Origin of the sequence: Natronomonas aquatica, from assembly GCF_024449025.1 — an archaeon.
Lineage (GTDB): Archaea > Halobacteriota > Halobacteria > Halobacteriales > Haloarculaceae > Natronomonas > Natronomonas aquatica.
The window spans coordinates 120,844-135,167 of sequence record NZ_JAHLKM010000003.1 but is presented as its reverse complement, the minus strand read 5'-3'; the positions used below and the strand labels follow the sequence as shown (position 1 = coordinate 135,167).

At 66.0% G+C, this 14,324-nt stretch carries 11 protein-coding genes; 7 read left to right on the top strand and 4 right to left on the bottom strand.

The features are described from left to right. Positions 1-173 precede the first annotated feature (173 nt). Genes KM295_RS04570 through KM295_RS04550 form a run of 5 tightly spaced genes read left to right on the top strand, consistent with a single transcriptional unit; the run spans position 174 to position 7,013 of the window. Positions 174-1,958 (top strand): FlaD/FlaE family flagellar protein, encoded by a 1,785-nt coding sequence (locus KM295_RS04570; RefSeq protein WP_256028699.1) that lies wholly within the window; start codon positions 174-176, stop codon positions 1,956-1,958. A 9-nt stretch (positions 1,959-1,967) separates the two neighbouring features. Then, the gene (gene arlH, locus KM295_RS04565; RefSeq protein WP_256028698.1) at positions 1,968-2,726 is read left to right on the top strand and encodes an archaellum protein ArlH; all 759 of its coding nucleotides are present in this window, start codon (positions 1,968-1,970) and stop codon (positions 2,724-2,726) included. A gap of 2 nt (positions 2,727-2,728) precedes the next feature. Next, positions 2,729-4,402, top strand: coding sequence for a type II/IV secretion system ATPase subunit (locus KM295_RS04560; RefSeq protein ID WP_256028697.1), 1,674 nt, complete (start codon positions 2,729-2,731; stop codon positions 4,400-4,402). 2 nt (positions 4,403-4,404) lie between these two features. Further along, a complete protein-coding gene (gene flaJ, locus KM295_RS04555; protein WP_256028696.1) occupies positions 4,405-6,135 on the top strand; it encodes an archaellar assembly protein FlaJ in 1,731 nt (576 codons plus the stop codon). Next, positions 6,132-7,013 carry a CheF family chemotaxis protein gene (locus KM295_RS04550; protein ID WP_256028695.1) on the top strand — a complete coding sequence of 294 codons (882 nt, stop codon included), beginning with the start codon at positions 6,132-6,134 and terminating at the stop codon, positions 7,011-7,013. The genes flaJ and KM295_RS04550 overlap by 4 nt, the downstream gene beginning before the upstream one ends. Positions 7,014-7,145: 132 nt before the next feature. On the opposite strand, the gene KM295_RS04545 is transcribed toward KM295_RS04550, so the two are convergent. Continuing rightward, entirely contained in the window at positions 7,146-7,439 is a 294-nt protein-coding gene (locus KM295_RS04545; protein ID WP_256028694.1) for a hypothetical protein, read from the bottom strand. Positions 7,440-7,666: 227 nt separating this feature from the next. Between KM295_RS04545 and KM295_RS04540 the strand changes: the two genes are divergently transcribed. Continuing rightward, positions 7,667-9,886, top strand: coding sequence for a CDC48 family AAA ATPase (locus KM295_RS04540; protein ID WP_256028693.1), 2,220 nt, complete (start codon positions 7,667-7,669; stop codon positions 9,884-9,886). 39 nt (positions 9,887-9,925) lie between these two features. Here KM295_RS04540 and KM295_RS04535 read toward each other — a convergent pair whose 3' ends face one another. The 3 genes from KM295_RS04535 to hisD all read right to left on the bottom strand — a co-directional run bounded on the left by KM295_RS04535 (position 9,926) and on the right by hisD (position 12,529). After that, positions 9,926-10,300 (bottom strand): universal stress protein, encoded by a 375-nt coding sequence (locus KM295_RS04535; protein ID WP_256028692.1) that lies wholly within the window; start codon positions 10,298-10,300, stop codon positions 9,926-9,928. Between the two features lie 75 nt (positions 10,301-10,375). Then, on the bottom strand, positions 10,376-11,161 hold the full coding sequence (locus tag KM295_RS04530; protein ID WP_256028691.1) for an enoyl-CoA hydratase/isomerase family protein: 786 nt from the start codon (positions 11,159-11,161) through the stop codon (positions 10,376-10,378). A gap of 87 nt (positions 11,162-11,248) precedes the next feature. Continuing rightward, positions 11,249-12,529, bottom strand: a complete 1,281-nt coding sequence (gene hisD / locus KM295_RS04525) for a histidinol dehydrogenase (protein ID WP_272494312.1) — start codon at positions 12,527-12,529, stop codon at positions 11,249-11,251. A gap of 228 nt (positions 12,530-12,757) precedes the next feature. On the opposite strand from hisD, the gene KM295_RS04520 reads away from it, so the two are divergent. Beyond that, positions 12,758-14,284, top strand: coding sequence for a molybdopterin-dependent oxidoreductase (locus KM295_RS04520; protein ID WP_256028690.1), 1,527 nt, complete (start codon positions 12,758-12,760; stop codon positions 14,282-14,284). The last annotated feature ends 40 nt before the right edge of the window (positions 14,285-14,324 follow it).

Below are 14,324 nucleotides of genomic sequence, written 5' to 3'. Positions count from 1 at the left end.
TGATTTCCGGGCAGATCCACGGTCAACACGAACGGTGAAAGCCCCCAAACTTAATTAGTGAATCTGTACCTACCGTGACTCAACGCGGACGGTGCCCGCTCACCCGCCGTAGCATCCGGGGTCGACCGCGAAGGTGAGACGACGGGACCGACACACAACACGAGAAATACACCATGATCGACAATCTGCTCGGCGGAGACGACGAAGACGACCCGGGAGAGAGTTCCGCAGACGACGATATGGGCGGCGGGCTCTTCGACGGAACGGAGGGCGGCGACTCGATGGACGGTGACTCGATGGGCGGCGACGACCTGATGGGCGGCGGCGATCCGGTGGAGGACGATTCGATGGGCGGCGGCGACGACCTGATGGGCGGCGGCGACGACCTGATGGGCGGCGACGAGATGGCGTTCGACGACATGGACGAGGGAGGGACGACCTCGGCCGAGATGGACAACCGCATCGAGGAGCTCGAAAACGAGGTCGCCTCGCTCTCGTCGACGGTCAACACGGTAAAAAGCGAAAACGAGCAGATCAGTGGATCAGTCGAGGAAGTCGAGGAGAACGTCCGGAAGCTTCTGGAAGTCTACGAGATGGTCACCCGCGGCGTGAACCCGTTCGTGGACGAAAACGAGATGGGAAACGCCTTCGGCGGCGGGGGCGGCGGAGCGGGCGGAGGCGGGGGCTCGATGAGCCTGTTCGGCGGTGACGACGACGACGAACCGGAACAATCCGGCGTCGACGAGTCGATCGCGGACGCCGACGCCGAGGAGTTCTTCGACGACGACTTCGATGAGGGTGGTGACGACGGCTTCGAGGACTTCGAGGACGAAACGGAGGAGGACAGTCTCGACGACGACTTCGAGGACTTCGACGACTTCGATGAGGACGGCGGCGACGACTTCGGGGACTTCGAGGACGAAGCGGGAGACGACGGCTTCCAGGAGGGTGACGGCCTCGACGGCTTCGAGGACGAAAGCGGCGGCTTCGACGATCTCGACGACGGCGACGGCGGCGACGGCGGCGACGGCGGCGGGAAATCGTTCGAGGAACTCAAAGCCGAATACGAGTCCGGCGAGGCCGACTGGGACGACGATGCCGACGGGAGCGAGGCCGACGAGGAGGAGAGTGGGTTCGACGAGGATGACGCCGACGGTGACGCCGACGGGCCGTCGATGGACGAACCGGACATCACGGAAGAACTCGAGGACGGAACTGACGACCCGGAGCCGGAAGACGACACCCTCGGCGGTCTCGAGGGAGCCGATCCCGAGGAGGAGCAAGACACCGGAGCCGACGACGGGGACACGATCGTCGAGCAGACCGCCGACCCCGAAAGCGGGGCGGGCGACGAAACGGGAGCCGAAGGCGGAGCGGAGCCCCCGGTCTCCGGCGACAAGCCGTACCTCGAGACGCTGCCCTCGGGCTACGTCGCCGACATCGTCGTCATGGACTGGCTCGAGTTCCTCGTCGAGGAGGCGGGGATCGACGGGGCCGCCCGAACGATCGCCTACTACGAGGCGATCGGATGGGTCGACGAGCCGGCCGCCGAAACGTTGCAGACGTTCCTCAACGGGTTCGGCGGGGAGGTCGCGGACGACCCGGAGCCGCGGTCCTCGTTGGGCGTCCCCCATCACAATACCAGCCTCCGGTTCATCAGCCGGATCGTGAACCCGGACATGGAGATGGTGTCGTTCGGCGGCGCCCCGGGCCCCGAGCGGTCCAGAACGGCCCCCGGCGTGGATGGGGTCGTCGCAGACAACGGCATCAGCCGGGCCCGGAACCGGGCCCAGGGGAGACCGGGTCGTGAACCCGGATCCGAACGGGGAATCGAACCGGACGGGGGACGGGAGTGCCCGGACGGGCGGAACGCAAGCAAACGAGACGGCGAAACCGGCATGGAACGAAAAGAAGGGCAGTCAGGCGGGTTCAACTGGAGCAACGGTCGGGCGGAGTAATCACTATCTATGCAAAGTACACGCAATATACGCTCGCTCGGGCTCGAGGATCACGATCGGCTGAACAAGGAACTCGGCGGCGGTATCCCGCGGGGGAGCATCGTCCTCATGGAGGGCGATTACGGAGCCGGCAAGAGCGCCATCTCCCAGCGGATGACATACGGGTTCTGCGAGGAGGAGACGACGGTGAGTCTGCTCTCGACGGAACTGACCGTCGGCGGGTTCCTCGATCAGATGAACTCACTGTCGTACGACGTCGTCGATCACCTGCTCGACGAGCGGCTCCTGTTTCTCCACGCCGACCTCGATACCGGCGGCGTGCTCTCCGGGGAGAGCGACGACGACAGCCGGATGGATCTGCTCAACCGGCTGATGGAGGCGGAGGTGATGTGGACGGCCGACGTCATCGTCATCGACACGTTCGATGCGATCCTCCGGAACGATCCGACCTTCGAGTCACTGATCCGGAAGAACGAGGAACGGCAGGCCGCCCTCGAGATCATCTCCTTTTTCAGGGACATGATCTCCGAAGGGAAGATCGTCGTGCTGACGGTCGACCCCTCGACGGTCGACGGCGACGCGATCGGGCCGTTCAGGGCGATCGCGGACGTGTTCATCGAACTCGAGATGGTCGAGGTCGGCAACGATGTCCGCAGACAGATCAACGTCAAACGGTTCGCCGGGATGGGAGAGCAGGTCGGGGACACGATCGGGTACTCGGTCCGGTCGGGAACCGGAATCGTGATCGAGAGCCGTAGCGTCGCCTGATCATGACCGAGCTGGGAACTGCCAAACCGTCCGACGAGCTTCGACAGGCCGCGGCGAACCGGCCCCACCTCCGGGATCACCTCAAGAAGTTCAAACAGATCACCGGCGAGTTTCCGCTCTTCATCGAGGAGGCCGACGGCGAGTACGAGACGGACTACCCGAACGTCCTGTACCCGGTCGGAGGGCCGATCTACTGTCACATCTACGGGGACGTCGGCCGAGACATGAAGTACTACGCGATCGAGCCGACGCTCACCGAGGAAGAAGCCGATGTCTTCGAGGGGATCAAAGACGAACTCCTCCGCCGCAGCGTCGCCAAACAGGCCCCGGAAAGCGAAACCGAGTACGGCGACCGCATCGAGGAGCTACTCTCGGAGGCGACCCGGATCGAGGGCGAGGAGCCCGACGACCTCCTGAAACGGATCCGGTTCAAGCTCGATCCGAACACCGAGGAGGTCTCACAGACCACCTTCGAGAACATCCGCTATCGGCTCAACCGCGACATCGTCGGGCTCGGGCCCCTGGAACCGGTCATGCGGGACCCGGCCAACGAGGACATCCACGTCATCGGCCCCGACGAGTGCTACGTCGATCACTCGGTGTACGGCATGCTGAAGACGACGATCGACTTCGGGAGCGAGGCGGAGTTCGACAACTGGCTCCGGAACATGGGCGAGCGGATCGGTGATCCCCTCTCCGATTCGGACCCGATCGTCGACTCGACGCTGCCGGACGGCTCGCGGCTGAACGTCATCTACAGCGACGACGTGAGCGTCAAAGGCCCGAGCCTCACGATCCGACAGGGCGATGAGGTCCCCCTCTCGGTCAACCAGATCACGAAGTGGGGGACGCTCTCGCCCGAACTCGCGGCGTATCTGTGGCTCTGTCTGGAGAACGAACGGACGGTGTTCGTCGTCGGGGAGACGGCCTCGGGCAAGACGACGACGCTGAACTCCATCATGGCGTTCATCCCCCGGGACTCGAAGATCTACACGGCCGAGGACACCGCCGAAGTGCTGCCGCCCCACGACACCTGGCAGCAGCTACTCACCCGCGAGGGCGGCGGCGAGGAGACCGAGGACGTCGACATGTTCAATCTCGTCGAGGCGGCGCTGCGCTCCCGGCCGGAGTACATCATCGTCGGCGAGGTCCGCGGCGAGGAAGGGCGGATGGCGTTCCAGGCGGCCCAGACCGGCCATCCGGTCATGCTGACGTTCCACGCCTCCGATATCGTCTCGATGATCCAGCGCTTTACCGGCGAGCCGATCAACGTCCCCGAGACGTTCATGGACAACGCCGACGTCGCGCTGTTCCAGAACCGGGTCAAGCAGGGCGACGACGTGCTCCGACGAGTCACGAGCGTCCAAGAGATCGAGGGGTATTCGAAAGAGATGGACGGGGTCGTTACCCGGCAGGTGTTCTACTGGGACCCGGTCGAAGACGAGATCGTCTTCCAGGGGATGAACAACTCCTACGTGCTCGAAGAACAGATCGCGGAACTGCTCGGATACCCCGACACGCGGAAGATCTACGACGATCTGCAGTATCGCGCGGACATCATCGAGCGGATGATTCAGGAGGACATCCTCGGCTACCACGAGGTCAACGAGGCGATCGCCAACTTCCAGCGTGACGGCATCGAGGGGCTCCCGTTCACTGTCACCCGGAGGGATTAACCGTGGGGGTTGCCGGCCGAACGGCGCAGGCGACGGAGGCGGTCGGGTCGATCCTCGACGCCTACGAACGCATGGAGATGGACGCGAGGACGTATGTCCTTGCGGTCCTCCTGCCGGCGGCGGTGATCTTCATCGGGAGCATCACTCTCGCGCTGATGTGGCAGACGGTGTTTTTCGTCCGGCTTCTGTTGCCGGTGTTGGGTGCGGTGATCCTCGCGACCGGCGTCGCCTACCCGAAGGTCGCGATCGATCGCCGCCGCATCGAGATGGAAAACCGGTTCCACCTGATGGTCACGCACATGACGGTGCTGTCGACCACCAACATCGACCGGATGGAAGTCTTCCGGAAGCTCGCCGAGGAGGACGAATACGGGGAGTTGACCGTCGAGATCAGACGGATCGTCCAGCTGGTCGACACCTGGAACCAGAGCCTCGACGACGCGCTCCGGCGGCGGGCAAAGGAGGTTCCGAGCGACTCCGTGACGGACCTTTTCGATCGGCTCGCATACACGCTCGGGGCCGGCCAGGAGATGTCGGATTTCCTCTTCGAAGAACAGAGCGTCATCATCGAGAACTACCGGACGATCTACGAGCAGTCCCTGGAGAACCTGGACGTGATGAAGGATCTGTACCTGTCGATGGTGCTTTCGATGACGTTCGCTCTGGTGTTCGCCATCGTGTTGCCGATCCTGACGGGGACGAACCCGACCTGGACCGTCGCCGCAGTCATCGCGATGTTCGTCTTCGTCCAGCTCGGGTTCTTTCTCATCATCCGTGCGATCGTGCCCTACGATCCGGTGTGGTATCTCGAGTCGGGATACCGGACGCGGTCGAAACAGCTACTGGTCGGAAGCTCCGCCGTCGCCGCCGCCCTGTTTGTCCTTATCGTGCTCTCGATGGTCGCGAGTACGTTCGGCGTCGCGCCGTTTACCGCCCTCGTCCCGATGGGATCGATTCCGGAACCGCTGTATCTGGCGATCCCGACGCTGCCGTTTCTGTTCCCCGCGTTAGTGTTCCGTCGGGAAGAGCAAGCGATTATCGAACGCGACGAGGAGTTCCCGAGTTTCATCCGCGCGCTCGGCGCCAGCGAGAGCGCCAAACAGTCGACGACGTCGACGGTGCTCCGGACGCTCAGAAAGAAGGATTTCGGTTCGCTGACCGGGACGATCGACTCGCTGTACCGGCGGCTGAACATGCGGATAGACACCACACGCGCCTGGCGGTACTTCGCGGAGGACACCAAATCATACGTCATCCAGAAGTTCAGCGAGATGTATCTCATCGGCCGCGAGATGGGCGGCGAGCCCAAGCGGCTGGGCGAGCTGATAAGCGAGAACATGAACCAGATCGCCCAGCTCAGAGAACGGCGCCGGCAGGTCACGGTGACGCTCGTGGGGCTGTTGTACGGGATCTCCGCCGCCTCGGCGTTCGCGTTCTTCACCGGCCTCGAGATCGCGGTTATCATGTCGGGGTTCGAGATCGACGTCGGCACCGGGCAGGCCGAGTTCGGCCAGCTGCTCCACACGGAGCTATACAACGTCCCGCTGCTTCGGTACCTGCTTTTGCTCGTCATCCTGTTCAACGCGGTGATGTCCTCGCTGACGATCCGAACCGCCGACGGCGGACACTACGGCAACGCGTTGCTCCACTTCGTCGTGTTGATCTGGGTCGGCTGTCTGACCGCCGTCGCGACCGAGACGCTGATAACCTCGCTGCTCGATATCGACCTATGACGGGGGAGCAAGCCATCGCTGACTTCGTCGGCCGGTTCGCCCGGAACCCGGAGGGATCGAGCCATGAGCAACCGAACCGGGGACGGATCGTCATGAGTCAAAAACGGCTCGTCATCGCGGGCGGAGACGACCGGATCACGATCCCGCTTTCCGACGTCGTCGATATCGTCGTCGGAAACGTCCCGCCGGACCTCCGTGACCTGTTCGACAGCACGGTGACGATCGGCTACAGATCGGACGACGACACTATCCAGACGGTGCTCATCGAGGCAGACGAGGGGACGATCTCGAAGTTCGAGACCGTCGCGTTCAAGTCGGTCCTCGACGGGACGAAAGCGATGATCAAACACCCGGCCCGGATCGGCGGCCGCGTCACCGACGAGCCGGTCCGAAAGGCGAAACTCGGCATCGGCTCCGAACAGGTCACCTTCAGAACGAAGAGCGGAAACGTCCGAATCGACATCACGGACGTCATCGGCTTCAAGCGGACCGAACGGGCCCCCGACGGCACCGAACAGCCGACGCTGGTCGTCAAACACGCCGACGGGGGGGATGTCTCGACGTCTCTCATCGCGCCGCTTTCGAGGCGGCGGCTGAACATCCTCGGGCGGTTCCTGCGGGTGAAATACAGTAAACTACTCGAGGAGGCCGGGAAGATCGAACTCGACGAGTCCCAGAAACGGCTGCTCGTCACGATCTACGCGACCGGGGGCGACATCGACTTCGGGAGCGTCCTCAACGGCGACGCCGCCAGGGCGACGAACGTCCTCAACGCCCTCAGAGAGAAGGGACTCATCTCGGAGGACGGAGACGGGATCTCGCTCACCTCGATCGGACAGATCATCGTCGGCCAGCGGCTCGACGAGGTGAACGTCTGAACGGCCCGCTCTCTGTTTCGAGGCTCTATTCTCTCGTCGACAGTCGAACCGGTGACAGTGCCGTCCTCGCGTTCGGCGTCGAGTGGTCGTGAACCGACACCGGCGGCAGATCGTTTTCGGCGGTCGCGTTCGCTATTCGGAGAAGGTCCCTTTCAGCCCGTCGACGCGTTCGATCAGCCCGTCCAGCCCGTCGTGTATCTCCTCGATGCGGCCGGCGGCGTCGGGGGCAGGAACGGCCCCGTCGGGGGTCGGCTCGACGAGACCGTCGTCCTCCAGCATGCGAAGCGAGTACCGTGTCTTGTGCTCGTCGAGCCCGGTCTCCGTCGCGATCCGTTCGATCCCGATCGGGTGGTGGCACAGCACCGTCTCTAAGACGAGGAGGTCGCGCTCTTCTTTCTGGAGCTGTCTCGCCAGCCGCTCTATCATTCGAGACCTCCTACCGAACGAATGGGGAAAACAATATCGGAGTCGGACATCGACAGCGGTGGCGTTCCGGATCGGCTTCGATCCCGGATCCGGACGCGAACAGTCCGGAGGGAACCCCGGACCTCGAGCGGATACGAAAACGGGCCGGTTCGTTCGCGATCCGGCCGGTTGGCGACTCCCACGAGCAAAAAGCATATCTCCGGGGCGTTCCGAGCATACGTATCAGAATGAACGAGGTTCAACTCGAGGTCGCGAAGGCCTACCCCAACGATTCCGGGCGGGGCATCGCACGCCTCGATCCCGACACGCTGCTCCATCTCAAGCTGTCGCCGGGCGATATCATCGAGATCGAGGGCGCCGAGACGACCGCGGCGAAGGTCTGGCGCGCCGACCGCCAGGACTGGAACACCGATACGGTTCGAATCGACGGGTTCACCAGACAGAACGCCGACGTCGGGATCGGCGAGCGGGTGACGATCCGGAAGGCCGAGGCGACGAAGGCCGACCGACTCGTGCTCGCCCCCCCGGAGGAGGCGTCCGTCCAGTTCGGCTCGGACGCCGCGGGGATGGTCAAACGGCAGATCCTCAAACGTCCCGTCGTCGAGCGCGACATCGTCCCGGTGATGTCCTCGACGAACCACCCGTTCATGCGCTCGCCGGGGCAGGCGATCCCGCTTATCGCCGTCGAGACCGACCCCGACGGCGTCTGTCTCATCACCGAAGACACCGAGGTCGAACTCCGCGAGGAGCCGATCTCCGGCTTCGAGAAGACCGGCGGCGGGATCACCTACGAGGACATCGGCGGCCTGGGGAGCGAGATTCAGCGCGTCCGGGAGATGGTCGAACTCCCGATGAAACACCCCCAGATCTTCAAAAAGCTCGGCATCGACCCGCCGCAGGGGGTGCTCCTCCACGGTCCGCCGGGCACCGGCAAGACGCTGCTCGCGAAGGCCGTCGCCAACGAGACGTCGGCGTCGTTCTTCTCGATCGCCGGCCCCGAGATCATCTCGAAGTACTACGGCGAGAGCGAACAGCAACTGCGGGAGATCTTCGAGGACGCCACCGAGGAGTCGCCGTCGATCATCTTCATCGACGAACTCGACTCGATCGCGCCCAAACGCGAGGACGTGACCGGCGAGGTCGAACGCCGGGTCGTCGCCCAGCTTTTGACGATGATGGACGGGCTGGAATCGCGGGGACAGGTCATCGTCATCGCGGCGACGAACCGGGTCGACTCGGTCGATCCGGCGCTCCGTCGGCCGGGGCGGTTCGATCGGGAGATCGAGATCGGCGTCCCCGACGAAACCGGGCGCAAGGAGATCCTCCAGATCCACACCCGCGGGATGCCGCTTGCCGACGACGTCAGCCTCGATACCATGGCCGCCGAGACCCACGGGTTCGTCGGCGCCGACATCGAGAGTCTCACCAAGGAGGCCGCGATGAAGGCGCTCCGTCGGTACCTCCCCGAGATCGACCTCGACGAGGAGGACATCCCGCCGAGTCTCATCGACCGGATGATCATCAAACGGGCGGACTTCCGGGGCGCGCTGAACGAGGTCGACCCCTCGGCGATGCGGGAGGTGCTGGTCGAACTCCCGAAGGTGTCGTGGGACGACGTCGGCGGGCTCACGGACGCGAAAGGACAGGTCAAAGAGTCAGTCGAGTGGCCGATGAACAGCCCCGAGAAGTTCGATCGGATGGGGATCTCCCCGCCGGCGGGGGTGTTGCTTTACGGGCCGCCGGGCACCGGCAAGACGCTGATGGCCAAGGCCGTCGCCAACGAGACGAACGCCAACTTCATCTCCGTTCGTGGCCCACAGCTGCTCTCGAAGTGGGTCGGCGAAAGCGAAAAGGCCATCCGCCAGACGTTCCGGAAGGCCCGGCAGGTCTCCCCGACGGTGATCTTCTTCGACGAACTCGACTCGCTGGCGCCCGGGCGGGGTTCGGAGACGGGCTCGAACGTCTCCGAACGCGTCGTCAACCAGCTTCTGACCGAACTGGACGGCCTCGAGGACATGGAGGACGTGATGGTCATCGGCGCGACCAACCGTCCGGACATGATCGACCCCGCGTTGATCCGGTCGGGGCGGTTCGACCGGCTCGTGATGATCGGCGAGCCCGACACCGAGGGGCGCGAGCAGATACTCCGGATCCACACCCAGAATACGCCCCTTTCGGCGGACGTCAGCCTCCGGGAACTCGCCGAGCTCACCGGCGGCTACGTCGGCTCGGACCTGGAGTCGATCGCCCGCGAGGCGGCGATCGAGGCGCTCAGGGAGGACGACGACGCCGGGGAAGTCGAGATGCGGCACTTCCGGCAGGCGCTCGAATCCGTCCGACCGACGATCACCGACGATATCAGCGACTACTACGACCAGGTCGAAGACCAGTTCCGGGGTGGCAGCCCCGACAGCCGCAAGCAGGGCGGCCGGATCGGGTTCCAGTAAGCCGACGCGGCCCTTTCGTCCCACCGTTTCGCCTTCCACCTACAGCGACAGCGGGACGACGACGACCGGCACGTCGGCGCCCTCGATGACCCGTCGGGCCGTGCTCCCGAGCGTCGGCCCGGCTCCGGGGACGCCCGCATGTGGGCCGATGAGGACGACGTCGGCCGGTTCCGAGTCCGCCGCAGCGAGGATCGCGCTCGCCGGATCGCCGTCCGTTTCCAGCCGCTCGGTCTCGACGGTCGCCTCGCCGAGGAGCCGGACATCGGCGACGTTCAACGCGTCGGCCCCGTCCCGGACGTCCGAGACGGGGACGGTGACGACAGTGACGGTGTCGTCCGGACAGAGTCGGGGTTCGAGGTAATCACAGGCCGCGGCGGTCGTATGCACCGAGTCGGTGGCGACGAGAAAGCGCATACTCGGGGGTATCGGGGGTAGCCCCTCGAACGTTGTGGTCGTGCCGAGCGCGACTGGCTCGCCCGATGGAGCCGTCTACTCGCCGACGAACTCCGGCGTTTCGTCGGTCCCGAACGCCGCGTGTCCGCTTTCGAAGTCGTTCGTTCCCGTCAGCCGAGCGATCTCGGCGGCTTCCTCGGCCAGTTGGGCGTCCAGCGGCGTGTGAAGGCTTCGCCGAAGGAGCCGCTTCGTCGCGGCGTATCCCTTCGTCGCCCCGGAAGCGAGCCGGGCGGCCTCCTCGGCGAGCCGGCCGTCGAGTTCGTCGTCGCCGACAACCTCGGTCACCAGCCCGATCTCCTCGGCCTCCGCCGGACCGATCGGCTCGTCACGGAAGGCGAGTTCCTGGGCTCTTCGAAGCCCGACCAGCCGCGGGAGCAGGTACGTCGAGCCGCCGTCGCCACAGAACCCGATCCGCGGGTAGGCGAACTCGAAGCGGGCGGACTCGGCCGCGAGAACGATATCGCCGCAGATCGACGGCCCGAGGCCGCCGCCGGCCGCGACGCCGTTGACGCCGGTGACGGCGGGCTTCGGCGCGCGGACGAGCTGGCTGATGAACTCGTGGAGACCGTTCGCGAGCGATCGGATCCGCGGCTCGTCGCTTCCGTCGCCCGAGAGCGTCGTCAGATCCGCGCCGGTGTTGAACGTCGACCCGTAGGCCGTCACGACGATACACCGAACGTCGTCGTCGCTTGCGAGCCGCTGGGCCGCGTCCGGGAGTTCCTCGCTCATCGCTCCGTTGATCGCGTTGTGCGCCTCGGGGCGATCGAAAACGATCCGTCCGACGCCGTCCTCGCGGGTACACCCGATGGTTTCGTATGCCATGGGGGCCAGTCGGATGCCGCACTCTTAACTCCTCCAGGCTGTGCCGTCTCCCGGTTCGGTCCAACCGTCGGGGATTCCCGGACGTCTTCAATCGAACCGTTTTTCCACGCTCTCGACGTGGGCGTCCAGTCCCTCCGCGTCGGCGAGCGTCGTCACCGTCTTCCGGAGGTCGGCGAGCGCGTCGGCATCGAGTTTCTGGACCGTCGTCGACCGCAGGAAGTGATCGACAGAGAGTCCGCCGGCGACCTTCGCCAGCCCGCCCGTCGGGAGGACGTGGTTGGGCCCGGAGGCGTAATCGCCGGCCGCGACGGGCGAGTATCGGCCGAGAAAGACGCTGCCGGCCGAGTCGATCCGATCGAGGAGCTCCTCCTCGTCGTCGGCGACGATCGAGAGGTGTTCGGCGGCGTACTCCTCGGCGAAGAGGACGGCCTCGGACATCGAACGGGCGGTGAGGACGCCCGAAGCGTCGGTCTCGAGGACGGCCTCGATCACGTCGGACCGGTCGCGGGCGCCGACCTGCCGTTCGCAGGCCGCAGCGACGGCCTCGGCGGTCGCGTCGTCGTCGGTCACACAGACAACCGACGCGTTCGGGTCGTGTTCGGCCTGGGCGAGCATGTCGGCGGCGACCAACTCGGGATCGGCGGTGTCGTCACAGACGACGAGCAGCTCGGAGGGACCGGCGAGGAAGTCGATCTCGACGTCGCCCCGCACCGCGGCTTTCGCCGCCGTCACCCACTTGTTCCCCGGACCGACTATCTTTTCGACGGATGGAACGGTTTCGGTCCCGTACGCGAGGGCGGCGATCGCCTGTGCGCCGCCGGACTGGTAGACGGCGTCGGCGCCGGCGACGTGGGCCGCCGCGAGCGTGGCCGGCGGGAGGTTCTCTGCGGGCGGCGTCACGACGGCGACGTGATCGACGCCGGCCACCGTCGCCGGGACGACGCCCATGAGCACGCTGGAGGGATAACTCGCCGTGCCGCCGGGGGCGTAGACGCCGACGCGTTCGAGCGGCCGGTATCGCCGTCCGAGTTTCCGGTCCCCGAAGGTCTCCCGCCAGTCGTCGGGAACCTGCCGTTCGTGGAAGGCCCGAACGTTTTCCGCGGCGGTCTCGATCGCTTCCCGGAGGTCCGGATCGACCGCCTCGTAGGCCCGTTCGGTCTCGTCGGTGATATCGAGGTTGCCGACCGCGACGTCGTCGAACTCGCTGGCGTACGAGCGCAGCGCTGCGTCACCCTCCGAGCGGACCCGCGAGACGATCCCGGCGACCGGCTCCTCGATCTCGCCGATGCCGGCGTCACGGTCGAAGAGGGCCGCCCGCTCGGCCGGCGAGAGGTCGCTGACAGCTCTGACGTCCACGTCTACGTCCATGCGTCGGTTTCGATTCCGGACCGGAAATCGGTTTCCCTCCGGCGGCGGCCGGCCCTCGGGACGTGACAGTCGCTCGATCCCACGCCGCCCCGCGGGCGACGGACGACCGAAACCGAGAACGGGTGCCGCTCGCCGCCTCCGTCACGCTCTTTTTGCCCGCGCTTGTATGATATACGTGAACAAGAGCCACTACATTCGCGAGGGAAGTACGCGACGACGGACCGATCGATGACCCCCGACGCGTCGGAGGTACCGGGGGGACGGACGGTCCGGCGGGGGCTGTTCGGGGCGGCGATCGGTTTCGCGTGGGTCGCCGGGCTGTTCGTCGCGGGGCCGCTGGTCGGCGGGTTCGGCGTGGCGGCGATCGCCGAAGGGATCATCGTCCGATCCCCGGGCTGGCTGTCGACGCTGGCGGTCCGTCTCCTCGGTTTCGCCGCGATCCCGACCCTCGTGGCGGGTGTCGTCGTCGCCGTCGTCGGGGCGACCGCGCTGGTCGCGATCGTCTGGCCGTCCGGATCCGACGGCGTGGCGGCGGTCGCCGTCGGGAGCCTCGTCGCGACCGGCACGCTGTTTTTCGCCGGCGGCGTCGAAATCGCGGTCGGGACGTTCGTCGCGCTCGTCGTCGCCGTCGTGTCCCCGACCGCCGCCGCCCGCTGGCTCCCGGCCGCCGTCGCCACGGACGACAGCACCGGATCCGACCGCCGTCAGTTCCTGAGCCGGCTCGGGACCGTTTCGGTCCTCGGCCTCGTTTCCCTCGGTGCCCTCCGGATACTGTTCGAACGGCTCGTCGAGGATCGCTCGGACGTGCGGGTCGGGGAACCGCTGGAATCGTCCGTCTCCCCGCCGGGGGGCGATCCGGCGTTCGATTTCGAGGGGATGCCGGCGGCGATCACGTCCCCCGACGCCCACTACACCGTCGACATCGACGTACGTCCGCCGCCGATCGACTCGGAGACGTGGACCCTCGATATCGAAGGGGCCGTCGGGGAGCCGTACTCGCTCTCCTACGACGAACTCCTCGAACACGGGGAAAGCGTCGAACAGCCGACGACGATGGTTTGCATCTCGAATCAGGTCGGCGGCGACCTGATCGGAACCGGACACTGGAGTGGCGTCCCGCTGTCTGCGCTCGTGGGCGCCGCCGAACCGGCCGAGACGGCCGTCGACGTCGTCACGCACGCCGAGGACGGCTACAGCGAAGCCATCCCGATCGGCCTCATCGAACGGGAGGACATCCTGATCGCCTACGGGCTGGGCGAGCGAACGCTCCCGGCCGAACACGGGTTCCCGGCCCGGCTGCTCGTGCCGGGGCGGTACGGGATGAAGATGACCAAGTGGATCGATCGGATCGAGGTCAGAACGGAGGACCACGAGGCCTACTGGGAGGCGCGAGGCTGGGACGAGGAGGCAGTCGTCAACACTCTGGCGTACGTCCGGGGCGCCGAACGGGACGGCGATCGGGTCCGCGTCGGCGGCGTCGCCTTCGGCGGCCTCGAGACGGGAGCCGAAGAGATCGCGGCCGTCGAGGTGAGCGTCGACGGCGGCGAGACGTGGCAGGAGGCCGAACTGGAGAGACAGGTCGCTCCCCACGCGTGGCGGCGGTGGCGATACGGGTTCGACGCACCCGATCGGAGCGAGTTCGAGGTCCTCGCACGTGCGATCGAGCGCGACGGGACGGTACAGACCGAAGAGCGGACCGATCCCCGTCCGGGCGGCTCGACGGGGTGGCACCGGACGACCGTACGTCCCGGGTAGCCGCCGGCGATCCGACAAAAACCCTATCCCTCCCGGTCGC